Here is an 18,207-nt window from a genome sequence, read left to right as displayed (position 1 = left end):
GCAGGCCGATCACGCGCATCTTCGCAATGCCCGGTATTTTCCACATCGCAAGAGACAAGGCTTGCCAGCGGGTTGTTGTTACGCCAACTTTCTCCTCAGAATGGCCCGGTGCTGAAAAAGACGGGCGAACCTCAGGGAGAATGAGAATGCGACATCTGCTGACCCCGCGTGCGATTCTGTTGGCCTCGGCTTTGGCGATCGCGCCTGCCGCCTATGCGGAAACCCCCGCCGATACGCTGGTCGTTGCCCATGCGATTGACGACATCATCAGTCTTGATCCTGCGCAAACCTTTGAATTTGCGGGCAATGACGTCAATAACAACACCTATAGCCGCCTGGTCGAATTCGATCCGATGGATCTGGATGCGGGCTTTCAGCCCAGCCTTGCCGAAAGCTGGGAAGTCAGCGATGACGGCATGTCGATCACCTTCCGCATCCGCGACGGCGTGACCTTCCATTCCGGCAATCCGGTCCGGGCCGAGGATGCGGCCTGGTCGCTGCAACGCGCGGTCAAGCTGGACCAGACGCCTTCCTTCATCCTGACGCAATTCGGCTTTACCCCCGAAAATGTCGATGAAAAGATCACCTTCGATGACAGCAGCCTGACCCTGCATCTGGATCAGCCCTATGCGCCCAGCTTCGTGCTGAACTGCCTGACGGCCAAGGTCGCCAGCGTGGTGGACAAGGAACTGGTCATGGCCAATGCCGAGGGTGACGATTACGGCCATGCCTGGCTGAACACGAATGAGGCCGGTTCCGGCCCCTATACACTGGCCGGCTGGCGTCCGAATGAGGCCGTGCAACTGACCGCCTACGAGGATTATTTCGGCGGCGCGCCCGAGATGAAGCGCGTCATCGTGCGCAACATCCCCGAATCCAGCGCCCAGCGTCTGTTGCTGGAACAGGGCGATATCGACGTGGCGCGCAGCCTGTCGCCCACGGATGTCGAGGGCGTCTCGGGCGCCGATGGCGTCAAGATCCAGGACGAGCCGCGCGGCCGCATGATGTATATGGGCCTGAACCAGAAGAACGAGCTTCTGTCGAACCCGGCCATGATCGAGGCGATGAAATATCTGGTCAATTACGAAGGCATCGCGGGCACGCTGCTGAAGGGCACCTTCGTGCCGCATCAGTCCTTCCTGCCCAAGGGCTATCTGGGTGCGCTGGACGACATGCCCTATAGCTATGATCCCGAAAAGGCCAAGCAGATCCTGACCGATGCAGGCATCACCTCGGGCGAGATCACCACCAATGTCCGCGATCTGCGCGAATATGTCGATGTGGCGCAGGCGCTGCAGGCCTCGATGGCAGAGGTCGGGATCACGCTGAATATCCAGCAGATGACCGGCGCGCAGGTGCTGGACGCCTATCGCGCCCGCGAGGTGCCGATCTTCATCGGCGAATGGGGCCCGGATTACGCCGATCCCAACACCAATGCCGCGACCTTCGCCTATAACCCCGATAACAGCGATGAGGCGAAGGCGACCGGTCTGCTGGCATGGCGCAACGCCTATGCCGTGCCCGAGGCGATGGGCCAGGCCACCGTGGCCGCGACGCTGGAACAGGACACCGCCAAACGCGCCGACATGTATGTCGAGCTGCAAAAGCAGTATCAGGCCGAGGCGCCGCTGATCCCGATGTTCCAGCGGATCGAGGCCACCGGCCTGCGCGACAATGTCGAGAACTGGAACTCTGGCCGGGCGGTCACCTCGGCCATGTATTGGCAAGTGACCAAGGGCGAATAAGCCTTGGCCAGCACCGATACCGATACCGGCGGGCGGGGCACGACCCCGCCGCCAACCCCCTCAGACCGCAGCGCCGCGCGGCGCCGCCGCCTGCGCAGCATCGGCGGCACGATCCTGTCGCTGGCCCTGACGCTTCTGGGCCTGCTGCTGGTCACCTTCATTATCGGGCGCGTCATGCCCGTGGATCCGGTACTGAAAGTGGTCGGCGACCGCGCCACGCAGGCGCAATATGACGCCGCCTATCAGGCCATGGGTCTGGACCAGCCGCTTTATATTCAGTTCGTGCGCTATCTGTCGGATGTGCTCAGCGGCGATTTCGGTCGCTCGATCTCGACCGGGCAACTGGTGGTTGACGATATCAGGCGCGTCTTTCCGGCCACGGTCGAACTGGCCACATTGGGCACGTTGATCGGCGTTCTGGTCGGTGTGCCCCTGGGCGTCATCGCCGCCGCCCGTCGGGGCGGGTGGATCGATCAGGTCGCGCGGGTCGTTGCGCTGATCGGATATTCCATGCCGATCTTCTGGCTGGGCCTGATGGGTCTGCTGATCTTTTACGGCATCCTCGGCTGGGTCGGCGGGCCGGGCAGGCAGGGCATCATCTATGACGGCATGGTGCCCGATGTCACCGGCATGATCCTGATCGATTCCCTGCTGGCACGCGACTGGGCGGCGTTCAGGGACGCCTTCAGCCATATCATTCTGCCCGCCAGCCTGCTGGGCTATTACAGCCTGGCCTATATCAGCCGCATGACCCGCAGCTTCATGCTGGAACAGCTGTCGGCGGAATATATCACCACCGCCCGCGTCAAGGGCCTGCCAGAGCGCAAGGTGATCTGGCGACACGCCTTTCGCAATATCGCCATCCCGCTGGTCACCGTGATCGCGCTGTCCTTCGGATCGCTTCTGGAAGGGTCGGTCCTGACCGAGATCATCTTCAGCTGGCCCGGTCTGGGCCAATATATCACCAAGGCCCTTCTGGCCGGCGATATGAACGCCGTTCTGGGCGGCACGATCGTGATCGGCGTCTGCTTCGTGACACTGAACCTTCTCAGCGATCTGCTGTATCGCGTGCTGGATCCGAGGTCGACATGAGCGATATATCCCAAGATCCGCAAAGCCTGCGCGACTGGCTGCTGACAGATGCGCCCCAGACCCGGCGTCAGGCACGGCTTGGCGCCTTCTATCAGGGCTGGCTGACCTTCCGCGCCAACAAGCTGGCCATGCTGGGGCTGATCATCCTGATCCTGCTGATCGGCATGGCGATCTTCGCGCCCTGGCTGGCGCCACAAAGCCCGTTTTCGCAAAACCTCGCGGGCCGGTTGCAACCGCCCTCCGCCGAACATTGGCTGGGCACGGATGCGCTTGGCCGCGATATCCTGTCGCGGCTGATCTATGGCTCGCGCATCACGCTGTTCATCGTCGGCACCGTGGCGCTGATCGCGCCGGTGATCGGCCTCTTCATCGGCACCGTCGCAGGCTTCACCGGCGGCTGGGTCGATCAGGCGCTGATGCGCATTACCGATATCTTTCTGGCCTTCCCCAAGCTGATCCTGGCGCTGGCCTTCGTGGCGGCGCTTGGACCGGGCATCGGCAATGCGGTGCTGGCGCTGGCCCTGACCGCCTGGCCGCCCTATGCGCGACTTGCCCGGGCCGAGACGCTGACCATCCGCAAGGCCGATTTCATCGCCGCCGCCCGATTGCAGGGCGCCGGACCGATGCGGCTGCTGATCCGCCATATCTGGCCGCTCTGCATCAGCTCGCTCATTGTCCGGGTGGCGCTGGATATGGCGGGGATCATCCTTTCGGCTGCGGGACTGGGCTTTCTGGGCCTCGGCGCGCAGCCACCCATGCCGGAATGGGGGGCGATGATTTCGGACGGGCGCATCTATATCCTCGATTTCTGGTGGGTCGCGGCGATGCCGGGTCTGGCCATCTTCATCGTCTCGCTGGCCTTCAACCTGCTGGGCGACGGGCTGCGCGACGTGCTTGATCCGAAAGAGGCCAAGACATGACGCAAACACCCATGCTGTCGATCCGCAACCTGCGGGTCAGCTTTCCCACGCGCCAAGGCGTCTTCGATGCCGTCCGCGGCGTCAGCTTCGATCTGGGGCGCGAAAGGCTGGGCGTGGTGGGCGAATCCGGCAGTGGCAAATCCATGACCGGACGCGCCATCCTGGGGCTGGTCCGCCCGCCCGGCAAGGTGACCGCCGACAGGCTGGATCTGGAAGGCCAGTCGATCCTGAACCTCCCCGAACGCAAGATGCTGGATATCCGCGGTAACCGCATCAGCATGGTGATGCAGGATCCGAAATTCAGCCTGAACCCGGTCATGACCATCGGCGACCAGATCATCGAGGCCTATCGCCTCCACGCGGGCGGCGGCAAGAAAGCCGCCCGGCAAAAGGCGCTCGACATGCTCGAAGCGGTGCAGATCCGCGATCCCGAACGCGTCATGGGGGCCTATCCGCATGAGGTCTCTGGCGGTATGGGCCAACGCATCATGATCGCGATGATGCTGGCCCCCGACCCAGAGATCCTGATCGCCGACGAACCGACCAGCGCCCTGGATGTCTCGGTCCGGACCGAGGTCCTCAATATCATGGACCGCCTTGTCCGTGATCGCGGCATGGGGCTGATCTTCATCAGCCATGACCTGAACCTCGTTGCCCAATTCTGCGACCGGGTGTTGATCATGTATGCAGGCCAGATCGTCGAAACCCTCGCCGCCAGGGATCTGCATCAGGCCCGCCACCCCTATACGCAAGGCCTGCTGAACAGCCTGCCGCGCCTCGACCACCCGGTCGACCGCCTGCCGGTGCTGCAACGCCAGGACAGTTGGCGCGATCCCCACCTGCTCGATGAAAGCCTCGAAACCGAATTTCCCGGAGGGCTCTAACCCATGCCCCATCTTTTGTGCCCAAATATCCTGCGGGGGTGCGGGGGTGCAAAACCCCCGCTGCAACGGTGCCTGCCATGCTGACAATCGACAATCTCGATGTCTGGTTCGGCTTCCCGCCCGATCGCGTCGATGCGGTCAAACAGGCCGCCTTCACCGTCAGTCAGGGCGAAAGCTTCGGGCTGGTGGGCGAATCCGGTTCGGGGAAATCCACCATCCTGCGCGCGGTGGTCGGGCTGATCGACAGCTGGTCGGGCCGGATCGAGGTTGCGGGCCAGAGGCTGGACGGCAGCCGCCGCGACCACGATTTCTACAGAACCGTGCAGATGGTCTTTCAGGATCCCTATGCCAGCCTCCATCCGCGCCATTCGGTCGATGCGGTCCTGCACGAGGCGCTGAAGCTTCAGGGGATGCAGGATATCGACCGCCGCATCAACACAGTGCTGGATGATGTCGGACTGGGGCGCGGTTTCCGCTTTCGCTACCCGCATCAGCTCTCGGGCGGCCAGCGCCAGCGCGTCGCCATCGCCCGCGCGCTGGCAGGTGATCCGCGCCTGCTGCTGCTGGATGAACCGACCAGCGCGCTGGATGTCAGTGTGCAGGCAGAAATTCTGAACCTTCTCAGCGACCTGCGCAAGGAACACGGGCTCACCTATGTGATGGTCAGCCATGATCTGGCGGTGATCGGCCATATGTGCGACCGGCTTGCCGTCATGCAGCATGGCCGCATCGTCGAGGTGATGGATGTCGACGCCCTGCGTCAGGGACAGGGGCAGCAGGACTATACCCGCAATCTGATCCGGGCCTCGGCCGGCTACGAGCGGGCCTGATCCGCGCTGCCATCGACGCGGAAAAGGGGGCCTTGAACCTGCCTGCGTTATCGCTAGCTTCCGCTGCGATGGCAAGGAAAGGAAATCCGATGAAGCGTGTGAAACTGGGCGGAAGCGATGTCGAGGTCAGCGAGATCTGTCTGGGGACGATGACCTTCGGCAACCAGACGCCAGAATCCGATGCGCATCGCCAGATCGACCTGTCGGTCGAGGCTGGCATGACCTTCATGGATTGCGCCGAGATGTATCCGGTCAACCCGGTGCGGCGCGAGACCGTCGGCAATTCCGAGAAAATTCTGGGCAACTGGCTGGCCAGACCCGGCAATCGCGACAAGGTGGAAATCGCCACCAAGATCACCGGTCCCAGCCAGATGGTGCGCGATGGCGCGGATTATGACGGCGCGACGATTGCCCGGACGGTCGACGCCTCGCTGCGTCGGCTGCAGACCGATCACATCGACCTCTATCAGCTGCATTGGCCGGTGCGCGGCAGCTATGCTTTCCGGCAAAACTGGAATTACGATCCCTCGGGGCAGAACCGTCAGCGGACGCTGGATCACATGGCCGATGTGCTGGACGGGCTGGCGCAGGCGCAGAAGGCGGGCAAGATCCGCGCGGTGGGCCTTTCCAATGAAAGTGCCTGGGGCCTGACGCGCTGGTGCGACGTGGCCGACCGGATCGGCGCGCCGCGCATGGCTGCGATCCAGAACGAATATTCGCTGCTCTACCGTCTCTATGACACCGACCTTGCCGAGGTCGCCGTGAATGAGGATGTGACGCTGCTGTCCTATTCACCGCTGGCGACGGGCCTCTTGACCGGGAAATATCAGGACGGCGCCGTGCCCGAGGGCAGCCGCGTCGCGGTGGACAAGGCCACGGGCGGACCCGGCGATCTGGGCGGGCGCAAGACCGATCTGGCCCTGACCGCAACCGACGCCTATCTGCAGCTTGCCGCGCGGCATGGCCTCGATCTGGCGCAGATGGCGATTGCCTGGCAATTGACCCGACCGTTCAAGGTCGTGCCCATCATCGGTGCCACCACGGTCGAACAATTGCAGCATCTGATTGCGGGCTTCGATCTGTCGCTGTCCGAGGATCTGGTGAAAGAGATCAATCGCACGCACAAGCGGCATGCGATGCCCTATTGATGAAACCTGCCTCGCACCTATCTTGGTGTGTGGTAGCGATAAGAGCAGTTTTGTGCGGGGGCCGTGATGGCGGGTGATCCATATGAAGCCTTGGGGCTGAAGAAGACGGCAAGCGATGCCGAGATCAAGAAGGCATATCGCAAGATTGCCAAGAACGATCACCCCGATCTCAATCCCGATCCGGCGGCGACGGCGCGGTTCAAGGCCGCGTCATCCGCCTATGACCTGCTGAAGGATCCCGAAAAGCGCCGCCGCTTCGATGCCGGCGAAATCGACGATCAGGGTCAGGAAAAACCGCAGCGGCGCTATTATCGCGAACATGCCGAGGCCGCGGATAACCCCTATTCGCGCAGCTACGGGTTCGAGGGCGATCCCGACCTCTCTGACGTCTTCTCGGACCTGTTTGGCCGTCGCGGCGCGGCTGGCAGCGGTTTCGGCGATGGCGGCTTTGGCAGCTATCGCAGTCAGGGTTATGAAAACCCGCGCGATTTTCATGTGCGCGGGCAGGATTACCGCTTCAATCTGGAAATCGACTTCATGACCGCCGCCAAGGGCGGCAAGACGCGGATCTCGCTGCCCGAGGGGGGGGATCTGGACGTCACGATTCCCAAGGGGGTGCGCGACGGTCAGACGATCCGGCTGAAGGGCAAGGGCGGCGCGGGCATGGGGCAGGGTGGTCCGGGCGATGCCTATCTGACCATCTCCATTGCGCCGCATCCCGATTTTCAGCGCGACGGAAACAATATCCATCTTGGCCTGCCGATCACCATTTACGAAGCCGCCTTGGGCGGCAAGGTGCGGGTCCCGACCATTGACGGCACCGTCAACCTGACCATTCCCGCAGGCTCTAATACCGGGCGGAAACTGCGGTTGAAGGGGCGCGGCATCAATGGCGGCGATCAGACGGTCGAGCTGAAAGTTGTGATGCCACCCAAAGTTGATGACGATTTAACGGAATTCATGGAAAAATGGCGTAAGGATCACAGCTATGATCCCCGGTCCGAACTGAAGGCGGAGGTGTAACGGCATGACGCGCTTTTACAGCGAAACCGAAGTGATTTCCCGCGTTGAAGAGCTGACCCAGCCTCGTCTGGGGGCCTTTGTCCGTGCCCGCGTCGTTTCTCCGGTGACGACGGCGCATGGCCCGGCCTATCGCGAGGCCGATCTGGCGCGGCTGCAATTGCTGGTCGATCTGGCCGAAGCCTACGAATTGCCTGACGATTCACTGTCGATGGTAATGTCGCTGATCGATCAGCTGAACACCGCGCGCGGCGATATGCGGGCGCTGATGCAGGCGGTTGCGGCGGAACCCGATGAGGTGCGCGGCCGGATCAGCACCACCGTGCGCAGCATTCGCATCATTCACGTCGACAGCGAAAGCTGACACGGATCAACCCCCGCGTGGCGAAATCGCCGCGCGGCTAATCCCGCGCCCTGTCGCGGCGGCGCCTGTCTTTCAGCGCCTGCCTGCGGCCCGGAAGCTGCGCCATGATGGCCTGCCGTTCAGCAGGCGTCATGCCGCCCCAGTCGGCGATCTCGGCCAGACTGCGATAGCAGCCGACGCAAAGATCCTGCTGCTTGTCCATGACGCAGATATTGATGCAGGGGCTTTGGATCACGCCGGTCTCGCCAGATAACGCAGCCGGTCCAGTGCGCCTTGCAGAATGTAACCTGCCGCGACCTGATCGATCACCTCGGCCCGGCGCTTGCGCGAGGTATCGGCCTCCAGCAGCGCACGCTCTGCCGCGACTGTGGACAGACGCTCATCCCAGAAGCCGATGGGCAGATCCGTCAGCTTGCTCAGATTACGCGCAAAGGCGCGCGTGGACTGCGCGCGCGGGCCTTCGCTGCCATCCATATTGCGCGGCAGACCAAGGATCAGACCGACCAGCCCACGCTCTGCCGCGATTGTCAGCAATTCCTGCGCATCCAGCGTGAATTTCTTACGCCGGATCACGCTGATCGGTGAGGCCACCTGACGCAGGCCGTCGCTGACGGCCACACCGATGGTCTTGGTCCCCAGATCCAGCCCCGCAATCGCCCCGGCAGCAGGCAATGCGCCGGCAAAATCCGTGATGTCGTCATGGATCATTCGCCCAGCCCCGCGTTTTCCGCCACAGCGCGCAACATGGCAAGCGCCTCGGGTGAGGCGGCAAAGGTCGATTGCGCCTCGGCCCAGATGTTTTGGGCGCGCTCCTCTTCACCGACCACGACGAGAGACGAGATCAGCCGCCCCCATTCCTCGGGACTGCCGCCATCGGTGGCCAGACGATCCTCAAGCTGCGCCACCATGCCGCGAATGAACTCCTGCCGTTCCTGCGGGGTCATATCCTGGGCCGCGGCCATATCCGCGGCGCTTGGGCCGGTCGGGGCAGGGGCGGTATAATCTGGCTCTCCGGCCAGCCAGGCCAGATCGGGGATCGAGGCGCGGATCAGCGGAATCCAGGGTGCGGTTTCCGGCCCCTCTTCCAGCAACTGGCGCCAGATGACAAAGGTGCGGTCCGGTCGGCCGTTCTGCAGATACATCAGCCCGATCAGATAGCGGGCCTGCGATTGACCGGGATCGATCTGCAAAGCCTGCCCGATGGCGCGCTCGGCCTCTGGCGTGATGATGCCGCCTGCCGCCTCGGCCATCAGCGCGCCCAGCCGCATATAGTCATCGGCCGTCGCCTTGCTGCCGCGCAGATCGATCAGCCGCTGCTGCGCCTCGCGCGCGGCGGCGATATTGCCGCTGCGGGTTTCATAGGTCACCAGAAAGGTCAGGCCCTGCGCATCATCGGGACGCGCTGCCACCGTTTCACGAAGCTGCTGGATCAGGCGTTGATCCTCTTCGGACATCTCGACCGGCGCGGCCTTGGGCGCGGCAGCCTCGGCCTGCGCCTGCGAGGGGCGGTTGTCATAGGACAGTTGCGCGGTCCGCAGCCGCTCGGCCATCGGCATATCGGCAGCACCGGGCGCGCCCTGTCGCCAGTAAAGGCCGCCCGCAGCAACCAGAATCAGCGCCAGAGCCGCGACAGGCAGCACCGACGCGCCGCCGCCCGATTGCGGCTGGCTTTCGCTCAGCCGCCGGTCCGCTTCAAGGATCTTGCGCCCGATCTCGGTTTTCAGCCGCGCCGCATCCCCGGCCCCGATCACGCCCCGCTGCAGATCGCGATCCACTTCGCGCAACTGGTCGCGATAGACCTGCAAATCATAGGCCGCCGCCGGTTCCGCCCGCGTTTCGCTGCGCGCGCGCCGGATCGGGCTGAGGATGGCGGTTGCGACGACCAAGACCAGCGCCGCACAGATGATCCAGAACATGCATGTCCTCCGTTCTCCCCTTCCCTTAGTGTGAAACCGCCGCGACTGAAAGCGCACAGCTGTCGCAGCCGATCACGGATATGACAGCATCGCTTCGAAGATGTCGCAATTCGCCTTGATCTGCCGCATGCTGTCTTGAGCATGTCGCGACCTGCCGCCATGCTGACGCAAGAATTTTTCTGGGGGTCCCTGATGCCGTCACCTCGCTCCGGCCATTATTCCATCTTCGCCATCGCGCGCGAAGCGTTCCGCCAGCATACCGGCTGGCAGCGGGCATGGGCCAATCCCGAACCGCGCGACAAATACAAGGTGGTGATCGTCGGCGCGGGCGGACACGGTCTGGCGACGGCCTATTATCTGGGCAAGAATTTCGGCATCACTGATATCGCGGTGATCGAAAAGGGCTGGCTGGGTGGTGGCAATACCGGGCGCAACACCACCATCATCCGCTCGAATTACCTGCAGGATCCCTCGGCCGCGATCTACAATAAATCGCTGCAGCTCTATGAGGATTTGTCGCAGGATCTGAACTACAATATCATGTTCAGCCCGCGCGGCTTGATCATGCTGGCCCAGACCGAACATGAGGTTCGCGGCTACAAGCGCACGGTCTATGCCAATAATCTTCAGGGCGTCTCGACCGAATGGATCGAGCCCGCGCGACTGAAGGAACTGGTGCCGATCATCAATCTGGACGGGCCGCGCTATCCGGTTCTGGGCGGTCTCTATCAGGCGCGCGGCGGCACTGCCCGGCATGATGCGGTGGCCTGGGGCTATGCCCGCGCCTGTTCCGACATGGGCATGCATATCATCCAGAATTGCGAGGTGCAGGGGATCGAGACCGAGGCCGGTCAGGTCCGCGCCGTCAACACCTCGAAAGGCCGGATCGGATGCGACAAGCTGGCCCTGGTCGTCGCCGGTCACTCCAGCCAACTCGCGGAGATGGCGGGCTTCCGCCTGCCGATCGAAAGCGTGGCGCTGCAGGCGCTGGTCAGCGAACCGATCAAACCCTGCATGGATGTGGTGGTCATGGCGAATACGGTCCATGGCTACCTGTCGCAATCCGACAAGGGCGAAATGGTGATCGGCGGCGGCACGGACGGCTTCAACAACTACACGCAGCGCGGCTCCTGGCACCATGTCGAGGAAACCGTTCGTGCGCTGGTCGAAACCTTCCCGATGATCTCGCGGCTGAAAATGCTGCGCCAATGGGGCGGGATCGTGGACATGACCGGCGACCGCTCGCCGATCCTGTCGACCACGCCCGTCGACAATATCTTCGTCAATTGTGGCTGGGGCACCGGCGGTTTCAAGGCCATCCCCGGCTCGGGCTGGGCAATGGCGGAACTGATCGCCAATGGCAAACCGGGGCCCCTTGCGGCCGATTACGGGCTGAACCGATTCCGCGAAGGGCGGTTTATCGACGAATCCGTGGCCGCCGGCGTGGCGCATTAGGCATGGTCTTGCCGAGCCCGCACAGCGCTGGAACCTATCTGCCGGGATGCGAATTTTCCTTGCGTCCAACCGACTTCCGAAAGGGAAACACATGGCAGACGGAAACAGCAATAACAGGCTCCTGTTCATCATCGGCGGGGTCGTCGTGGTGGTCGCGCTCCTGTTCTTTCTCATGTCGGGCGACGGCCCGGACACGGCTGAACAGGGTGTCGATTCAGCCGTCACGGTGGAAACGCCTGACGATCCGGCCACTGACGCGCCCGCAACCGACGATCCGGGCGACGCAATCGCGGTCGAACCGGCCAATTAAGGCCGCAGGCAGGACGGGATCACCGCATTCCCGATCTTTTGTGCCAAAATATCCACGGGGGTCCGGGGGCAGTCAGCCCCCGGCTTTCCCGCACAGGCGGGGACGGCCATGACGCGCGATCCCGCACTCGAATCCCGCATGCTCGACGACCTCGGCCACCCGGCAGGCATCAGCAGCCGCGCCATGTTCGGCGGGCTCTGCTATCTGCTGAACGGACATATGCTCTGCGCTGCGCGCCAGGGCCGGGCCATGTACCGCGTCGGGCGCTCGGCCGAGGCGCGGGCGCTCACCCTTCCCGGAACCCGGCCGATGGTCCAGGGCGGCCGCGCCGCGCCGGGCTATGTCTGGCTGTCGGGCGATCCGCTTGCCGATGACAGTCTGCGCCAGTCTCTGGCGCGCATGTCGCTTGATTTCGTCTCTCACCTGCCTGCGAAAGATGTCTAGATGCTGATCCTGACCTGTCCCTATTGCGGCATCGCCGCCGAGGAAACCGAACTTGCGCCCGGGGGCGAGGCGCATCTGAAACGCGTGGGCCCCGAAGGCGATGACCGCCAGTTCGAGGCCTATCTCTTCGATCGCAAGAACCCCCGTGGCGTGCATTTCGAACGCTGGCGCCATGCCTATGGCTGCGGAAAATGGTTTCTGGCCGCCCGCGATACCGCCACGCTTCAGGTCTATGCCACCTACAAGGCACAGACCCCGAACCCGCCCGAAGATGTCGTCGCCGCGATCCGCAAGGCTCGCCCGGACTGGAACCCCGATTGGACTAGCGCCGAATGACCCATACCGCTCCTTACCGCCTGCCACAGGGCGGTCGCCTGATCGACCGCGCCTTCCAGATCCCGTTCCGCTTTGACGGTCGCCACCTGCGCGGATTGCAGGGCGATACGCTGGCCTCGGCCATGCTGGCCAATGGCCAGATGCTGATGGGCCGATCCTTCAAGTACCACCGCCCCCGCGGCCCGCTGGCCAGCGGCGCGGAAGAGCCGAACGCCCTGTTCGGCCTGGGGCAGGGCGGCCGGTTCGAACCGAACCAGCGTGCCACCACGACGACCCTGCAGCAGGGCATGGTGCTGGGCAGCCAGAATTGCTGGCCCTCGCTGGATGCCGATATCGGCGCGGTGAACAACTGGCTGTCGCCGCTGTTCCCGGCCGGCTTCTACTACAAGACCTTCATGCATCCGCGCCCCTTCTGGAAACATGTCTTCGAACCGATCATCCGCCGCAGCGCGGGTCTGGGCCGGGCGCCGACGGATCCCGATCCCGACCGCTATGAGCAGGCCTATGGCTTTGCCGATCTGGTCGTGGTCGGCGGCGGCATCGCCGGGCTGCGCGCCGCGCAAGAGGCCGCCGATCAGGGGCAAAGCGTCCTTGTGCTGGAGCAGGGGCCTGTCTGGGGCGGGCGCACCCCTGTCGATCACGACACCGGGGCGCAGGTCATCGACGAGCTTCTGGCCGATCTGGCGGCGCGCGAAAATGTCACCTTGCGCCGCAATACCATGGCGACCGGGCTGTACGATCACGGCTACCTGATCGCGCGCGAGGCGCTGGCCGATCACGATCCCAATCAGGGCATCCCGCGTCAGCGCCTGTGGCGCATCCGGGCGGGCCATGTGATCACCGCGACCGGGGCGCTGGAACGTCCGCTGGCCTTTGCCTGCAATGATGTGCCGGGGGTGATGCTGGCCTCGGCCGTGCGCGATTTCATCGTCGATTACGGCGTCGCACCGGGCAAGCGCATCGTCGTCGTGACCAATAATGACGACGCCTATCGTACCGCCCTGACCGCCCATCGCGCGGGGCTGGAGGTCGTGGCCGTCATCGATGCCCGCGACACCGCCGATGGCGATCTGGCGCAGGCCGTGCGCGCGCTTGATATCCCGGTGCTGACCCGGACCGGCATCGCAAAGGTCAAGGGCGGCCGCCATGTCGAGGGTGTGGTCCTGTGCAGGCAGCAGGGCGACGGCCAGCCCACGGGCACGCTGGACTGCGATGTGGTCGCCATGTCCGGCGGCTGGTCCCCCGTCGTCCATCTGTGGAGCCATTGCGGCGGTAAGCTGCTGTGGGACGAGGCCGAGGCGATGTTCCGCCCTGATCCCGAGCGTCCGCCGCGTGGCGCGGACGGGCAGGGCAATGTCTCGGTCACCGGGGCGGCGAATGGCGATCTGCGCAGCGCAGGCGATCTGGAACGGGGCGAGGCCGTGACCATGCCGGTCTGGGTCATGCCCCAGAACGCGCCCTATAAGCTGCGGGCCAAGATGTGGCTGGATTTCCAGAATGACGTGAAGGTCAGCGATGTCGAACTGGCCGCGCGCGAAGGCTATGCCAGCGTCGAACATACCAAGCGCTATACCACGCTGGGCATGGCGACGGATCAGGGCAAGGTCAGCAATATCAACGGTCTGGCGGTTCTGTCCAATGCGCTGTCGCAGCCCATCCCCGCGACCGGCACGACCACCTTCCGCCCGCCCTATACGCCGCTGACCCTGGCCACCATCGCCGCCGACGCGCGGGGCGAGGCGTTTCAGCCCATCCGCAAGACGCCGATGCATGACTGGCATCAGGGTCACGGCGCCTCTTGGGAGCCGGTCGGCCATTGGCGCCGCCCCTATTGCTATCCGCGGGGCGGCGAGGACCGCCATCAGGCCGTCAATCGCGAAATTCTGGCCGTGCGTCGCGGGGTCGGGACACTTGATGCCTCGACCCTTGGCAAGATCGTGGTCAAGGGACCGGATGCGGGCAAGCTGCTGGACATGCTGTATACCAATATGATGTCCACATTGCCGGTCGGCAAATGCCGCTATGGCCTGATGTGCAGCGAGAATGGCTTCCTGATGGATGATGGCGTGGTCGCGCGTCTGTCGGAAGACAGCTGGCTGTGCCACACCACGACGGGCGGTGCGGATCGCATCCATGGTCATATGGAGGACTGGCTGCAGACGGAATGGTGGGATTGGCAGGTCTATACCGCCAACCTGACCGAACAATATGCCCAGATCGCCGTCGCTGGACCGAAGGCGCGCGAATTGCTGCAGCGTCTGGATGGCGATATCGACCTGTCCCAAGAGGCGCTGCCTTTCATGACCTGGGCCGAGGGCCATCTGGCGGGCATTCCCGCGCGGATCTATCGCATCAGCTTCTCGGGCGAACTCAGCTATGAGATCGCCGTGCCTGCCGGTCGCGGTCTGGACCTGTGGGACAAGCTGCACGAGGCCGGTCGCGATCTGGGCATCACGCCCTACGGGACCGAGGCGATGCATGTCATGCGGGCCGAAAAGGGCTTTATCATGATCGGCGATGAAACCGACGGCACCATCATTCCGCAGGATCTGGGGCTGAACTGGGCGATTTCGAAAAAGAAGGCCGATTATATCGGCAAGCGTGCTCAGGCCCGCAGCTTCATGAAGGAACGTGCGCGCTGGCAACTGGTCGGGCTGGAAAGCCTGGACAACCGGGTCATTCCAGATGGCGCCTATGCGGTTGATGAAGGTCACAATGCCAATGGCCAGCGCAAGACACAGGGACGCGTGACCTCCAGCTATTATTCCCCGACGCTGGATCGCCCGATCGCCATGGCGCTGGTCCGGCACGGACCGGAGCGGATGGGGCAGGAACTGGAATTCCCCATGCCCTCGGGTGAGGTGATGAAGGCCCGCATTGTCGATCCGGTATTCTATGACAAGGAAGGGAGCCGTCTGAATGGCTGAGGCGCTTGCAAAAATCACCCGCGTCGAGGGCCTTGGCATGGTCACGATCCGCGCCGATTTCGACCGCGCCGGAGAGGCGATTGCCGAAGCCGCGGGTCTGTCCCTGCCCGGGGCGACGCAGATCACCAGCGACGGCAGCCGCAGTCTGGGCTGGATGTCGCCCGATGAATTGCTGCTGATCCTGCCAGTGGCTGAAACGGCCGCGGCGATGGCCGATCTGGAACAGGCGCTGTCGGGGGAACATGCGCTGGTGGCGAATGTGTCGGATGCGCGGGCCGTGTTCGACGTGATCGGCCCGGACGCGGCGGATGTCCTGACCAAGCTGTCGCCCGTCGATGTCGCGGGATTGCAGCCGGGTAGCCTGCGCCGCAGCCGCGCGGCCCAGACCGCCGCCGCGATCTGGCGGGTCGAGGGCGGTTTCCGCCTGATCGGCTTCCGCTCGACCGCCGATTATCTGGCGCTGATCCTGAACAATGCCGCCATCGGGGGTAGCCAGTTGGCCCCGCGCTAAGACGAGGCGTTGAAAAGGGCAGGGCGCGCGTTTTTTTCGTCATCTTGCGCGCGCCTCTGGCTTGCGCTCAGGAACTTGGCCGATGGCTCTTGCGTTGTCTGGACGAATGCGGGACTGTGCGCCCGACCGAAACAGCAACCCTTTCAGGAAGGACAATAAAATGGCTTTCACGCTTCCCGATCTTCCCTACGCCCATGACGCGCTGGCCGAAGGCGGCATGTCCAAGGAAACGCTGGAATATCACCACGACAAGCACCACAAGGCCTATGTCGACAAGCTGAATGAGCTGGTCGCGGGCACCGAATGGGAAGGCAAATCGCTGGAAGATATCGTGACCGGCACCTATCAAAAGGGCGCTGTCGCGCAGAACGGCATCTTCAACAATGCCAGCCAGCATTGGAACCACAGCCAGTTCTGGGAAATGATGGGGCCGAATTCGGGCGCAATGCCCGGCGAGCTTGAAAAGGCGATCACCGAGTCTTTCGGCTCGGTCGATGAGTTCAAGAAGAAATTCTCGGAAGCCGGTGCCGGTCAGTTCGGTTCTGGCTGGGCATGGCTGGTCAAGAATGCCGATGGCAGCCTTGAGGTGACGAAAAGCGAAAACGGCGTGAATCCGCTGTGCTTTGGCCAGACCGCGCTGCTGGGCTGCGATGTCTGGGAACACAGCTATTATATCGATTTCCGCAATGCGCGGCCGAAGTATCTGGAAAACTTCCTCAATAAGCTGGTCAACTGGGAAAACGTGGCCTCGCGCATGTGATTGCCCTGCAATTGTGACAAGAATGAAACCCGCTGCAGTTTGCAGCGGGTTTTGTTTATGTGCATTCATTAATAATGTTTGACTCGGTTCAGATCGGCTGAAAGGATGAATAGATTTTCTTTTAAGCCCGTGGATGAATGCCGATCATAGCGCAAAGTAATGGTTGGACCATCTCCTCAGATTTGGGGGAGCGCGATATTGTGCGCGGGAAACAGGCGCCAATGAGCTTCTGGATCGAGCAGGATATCCCCAGATCCGAGACCGTCTTTGTCGAAGTGACGCCGCTTTCGGGACATGTCGCCGATCTGCGGGCGGATGCCTGGGTCAGCTCGGTCGAACCGGCGCAGCGTGCATCGCTGTCGAAAGCTCTGCTCTTGGGTGCGGATGAGCGATTTTCCCTGCAACTCAGCGCCCGCGACTTCCATCACCTGAACGAAGTGTTCGAGATCAAGGTCTATAGCGACAGTGCCGAGGCGTCCTGGGGCGATCTTCCGCTGGTGGAATCCGTCTTTTCGATGCTTGGTACGGGTTCCGGTGCCGATTTGCCCGAAGATCACTTTGAATTCGGCGTAATCGTCGAGCGAGAGTTCCAGATTGATTTTCCATCCGCGCTGAGCAAGCTTCTGATGAATGACCCTGTACCCCTGACGGCGCAGAACAGCGTCGCGAAACCCGATTCAGCGGGTGCCGAGCGCGGTTCGGACGCGCTGTCGGCGTATCACGGGACAACTCTTGGCGAAGTGACCCGGGACGATTTCATTTTCGGATGATCGGTCAGCCCACAGATCATGCTTGCGGCATTGGCATTTCCCATCATCGCGGTATATGACCGGGCGCAACCAAACTTTGCGGAAGGCGCCGATGGCCAACCAGAACGACAGTTTCATTGATGAGGTATTCGACGACCTTCGTCGAGAGCGGCTTTTCCGGCTGTATCGCCGTTGGGGCTGGCTGGCGCTGCTGATCGTGCTGCTGATCGTGGGCGGTGTGATCTGGCGCGAATACAGTCAGGCACGCGATGAAACCCGCGCCCGCGACTGGGGCGATGCGGTGCTGGCGGCGGAAGAGACGGGCGATCCGGCGGCGATCATGCAGATCGACCCGGACGGGTCCGAAGGCCGCCGCATCGTCGGCGCATTGCTGGCGGCGGGCGACTGGGCCGAGGCGGGCGGCAAGGATGCCGCGATCGAGGCGCTGCGTGCCGTGGCAAATGATCCCGAAAGCGATACCGCGCTGCAGGATCTGGCAAAGCTGAAGCTGGTGATCCTGCAAGGCGCTGCGATGGAGCCGACCGAACGCGACGAGATCCTGGCACGCCTGTCGCGTGCGGGCGCCCCGTTCGAGCTTCTTGCGCTGGAACAGAAGGCCATCGCGCTGATCGATGCGGGACGCAAGGATGACGCGATCAGCCTGATTCGGCAGATCCAGCAGAAAGACGGGCTGAGCCAGGCCTTGCGTCGTCGCCTGTCCGAGATGATGATCGCTTTGGGCGAAGAGCCCGAAATGACGGAAAGCGCCTCCGCGGGCTGATCGCGGCGGAGCGAA

The 18,207-nt window shown here is 63.2% G+C and carries 20 protein-coding genes; 17 read left to right on the top strand and 3 right to left on the bottom strand.

Features of this window, described 5'->3' with window-relative positions; translation table 11 throughout:
* Positions 1-146: 146 nt before the first annotated feature.
* The 8 genes from JHX87_RS07955 (at position 147) to JHX87_RS07920 (ending at position 8,003) form a co-directional block, all read left to right on the top strand.
* Complete coding sequence (locus JHX87_RS07955) at positions 147-1,745, top strand: ABC transporter substrate-binding protein (RefSeq protein ID WP_271885800.1); 1,599 nt, start codon at positions 147-149, stop codon at positions 1,743-1,745.
* A 99-nt stretch (positions 1,746-1,844) separates the two neighbouring features.
* Positions 1,845-2,837, top strand: coding sequence for an ABC transporter permease (locus JHX87_RS07950; protein ID WP_334220896.1), 993 nt, complete (start codon positions 1,845-1,847; stop codon positions 2,835-2,837).
* On the top strand, positions 2,834-3,757 hold the full coding sequence (nikC, locus tag JHX87_RS07945; RefSeq protein ID WP_271885802.1) for a nickel transporter permease: 924 nt from the start codon (positions 2,834-2,836) through the stop codon (positions 3,755-3,757). Before JHX87_RS07950 ends, nikC begins: the two co-directional genes overlap by 4 nt.
* Positions 3,754-4,641, top strand: coding sequence for an ABC transporter ATP-binding protein (locus tag JHX87_RS07940; RefSeq protein ID WP_271885804.1), 888 nt, complete (start codon positions 3,754-3,756; stop codon positions 4,639-4,641). Before nikC ends, JHX87_RS07940 begins: the two co-directional genes overlap by 4 nt.
* A gap of 77 nt (positions 4,642-4,718) precedes the next feature.
* Positions 4,719-5,471: an ABC transporter ATP-binding protein gene (locus JHX87_RS07935; RefSeq protein ID WP_271885806.1), complete on the top strand. Its 753-nt coding sequence runs from the start codon at positions 4,719-4,721 to the stop codon at positions 5,469-5,471.
* Between the two features lie 89 nt (positions 5,472-5,560).
* Positions 5,561-6,619 carry an aldo/keto reductase gene (locus JHX87_RS07930; protein WP_271885808.1) on the top strand — a complete coding sequence of 353 codons (1,059 nt, stop codon included), beginning with the start codon at positions 5,561-5,563 and terminating at the stop codon, positions 6,617-6,619.
* A gap of 66 nt (positions 6,620-6,685) precedes the next feature.
* Positions 6,686-7,642, top strand: a complete 957-nt coding sequence (locus tag JHX87_RS07925; RefSeq protein WP_271885810.1) for a DnaJ C-terminal domain-containing protein — start codon at positions 6,686-6,688, stop codon at positions 7,640-7,642.
* Positions 7,643-7,646: 4 nt separating this feature from the next.
* Positions 7,647-8,003 carry a hypothetical protein gene (locus tag JHX87_RS07920; RefSeq protein ID WP_271885812.1) on the top strand — a complete coding sequence of 119 codons (357 nt, stop codon included), beginning with the start codon at positions 7,647-7,649 and terminating at the stop codon, positions 8,001-8,003.
* Positions 8,004-8,040: 37 nt separating this feature from the next.
* Here JHX87_RS07920 and JHX87_RS07915 read toward each other — a convergent pair whose 3' ends face one another.
* The 3 genes from JHX87_RS07915 to ccmI are packed head-to-tail and all read right to left on the bottom strand — an operon-like array spanning position 8,041 to position 9,919.
* Positions 8,041-8,238, bottom strand: a complete 198-nt coding sequence (locus JHX87_RS07915) for a DUF1289 domain-containing protein (RefSeq protein WP_271885814.1) — start codon at positions 8,236-8,238, stop codon at positions 8,041-8,043.
* Positions 8,235-8,711 carry a Holliday junction resolvase RuvX gene (ruvX, locus tag JHX87_RS07910; RefSeq protein WP_271885816.1) on the bottom strand — a complete coding sequence of 159 codons (477 nt, stop codon included), beginning with the start codon at positions 8,709-8,711 and terminating at the stop codon, positions 8,235-8,237. The genes JHX87_RS07915 and ruvX overlap by 4 nt, the downstream gene beginning before the upstream one ends.
* A complete protein-coding gene (gene ccmI, locus JHX87_RS07905) occupies positions 8,708-9,919 on the bottom strand; it encodes a c-type cytochrome biogenesis protein CcmI (protein WP_271885818.1) in 1,212 nt (403 codons plus the stop codon). Before ccmI ends, ruvX begins: the two co-directional genes overlap by 4 nt.
* A gap of 192 nt (positions 9,920-10,111) precedes the next feature.
* Between ccmI and JHX87_RS07900 the strand changes: the two genes are divergently transcribed.
* The 9 genes from JHX87_RS07900 (at position 10,112) to JHX87_RS07860 (ending at position 18,192) form a co-directional block, all read left to right on the top strand.
* Positions 10,112-11,374: a sarcosine oxidase subunit beta family protein gene (locus tag JHX87_RS07900; protein WP_271885820.1), complete on the top strand. Its 1,263-nt coding sequence runs from the start codon at positions 10,112-10,114 to the stop codon at positions 11,372-11,374.
* A gap of 91 nt (positions 11,375-11,465) precedes the next feature.
* The gene (locus JHX87_RS07895; protein ID WP_271885822.1) at positions 11,466-11,684 is read left to right on the top strand and encodes a hypothetical protein; all 219 of its coding nucleotides are present in this window, start codon (positions 11,466-11,468) and stop codon (positions 11,682-11,684) included.
* A 108-nt stretch (positions 11,685-11,792) separates the two neighbouring features.
* On the top strand, positions 11,793-12,128 hold the full coding sequence (locus tag JHX87_RS07890) for a TfoX/Sxy family protein (RefSeq protein ID WP_271885824.1): 336 nt from the start codon (positions 11,793-11,795) through the stop codon (positions 12,126-12,128).
* A complete protein-coding gene (locus JHX87_RS07885; RefSeq protein ID WP_271885826.1) occupies positions 12,129-12,464 on the top strand; it encodes a sarcosine oxidase subunit delta in 336 nt (111 codons plus the stop codon).
* Positions 12,461-15,391, top strand: a complete 2,931-nt coding sequence (locus JHX87_RS07880) for a sarcosine oxidase subunit alpha family protein (RefSeq protein WP_271885828.1) — start codon at positions 12,461-12,463, stop codon at positions 15,389-15,391. The genes JHX87_RS07885 and JHX87_RS07880 overlap by 4 nt, the downstream gene beginning before the upstream one ends.
* A complete protein-coding gene (locus JHX87_RS07875) occupies positions 15,384-15,902 on the top strand; it encodes a sarcosine oxidase subunit gamma (protein ID WP_271885830.1) in 519 nt (172 codons plus the stop codon). The genes JHX87_RS07880 and JHX87_RS07875 overlap by 8 nt, the downstream gene beginning before the upstream one ends.
* Positions 15,903-16,062: 160 nt before the next feature.
* A complete protein-coding gene (locus JHX87_RS07870; protein WP_271885832.1) occupies positions 16,063-16,662 on the top strand; it encodes a superoxide dismutase in 600 nt (199 codons plus the stop codon).
* A gap of 221 nt (positions 16,663-16,883) precedes the next feature.
* A complete protein-coding gene (locus tag JHX87_RS07865; protein ID WP_272833907.1) occupies positions 16,884-17,432 on the top strand; it encodes a hypothetical protein in 549 nt (182 codons plus the stop codon).
* Positions 17,433-17,523: 91 nt separating this feature from the next.
* Complete coding sequence (locus JHX87_RS07860; protein WP_271885836.1) at positions 17,524-18,192, top strand: tetratricopeptide repeat protein; 669 nt, start codon at positions 17,524-17,526, stop codon at positions 18,190-18,192.
* Positions 18,193-18,207 lie beyond the last annotated feature (15 nt).

This window comes from Paracoccus fistulariae, from assembly GCF_028553785.1.
Taxonomy (GTDB): Bacteria; Pseudomonadota; Alphaproteobacteria; order Rhodobacterales; family Rhodobacteraceae; genus Paracoccus; species Paracoccus fistulariae.
This window is presented reverse-complemented; position numbering and strand designations above follow the sequence as displayed.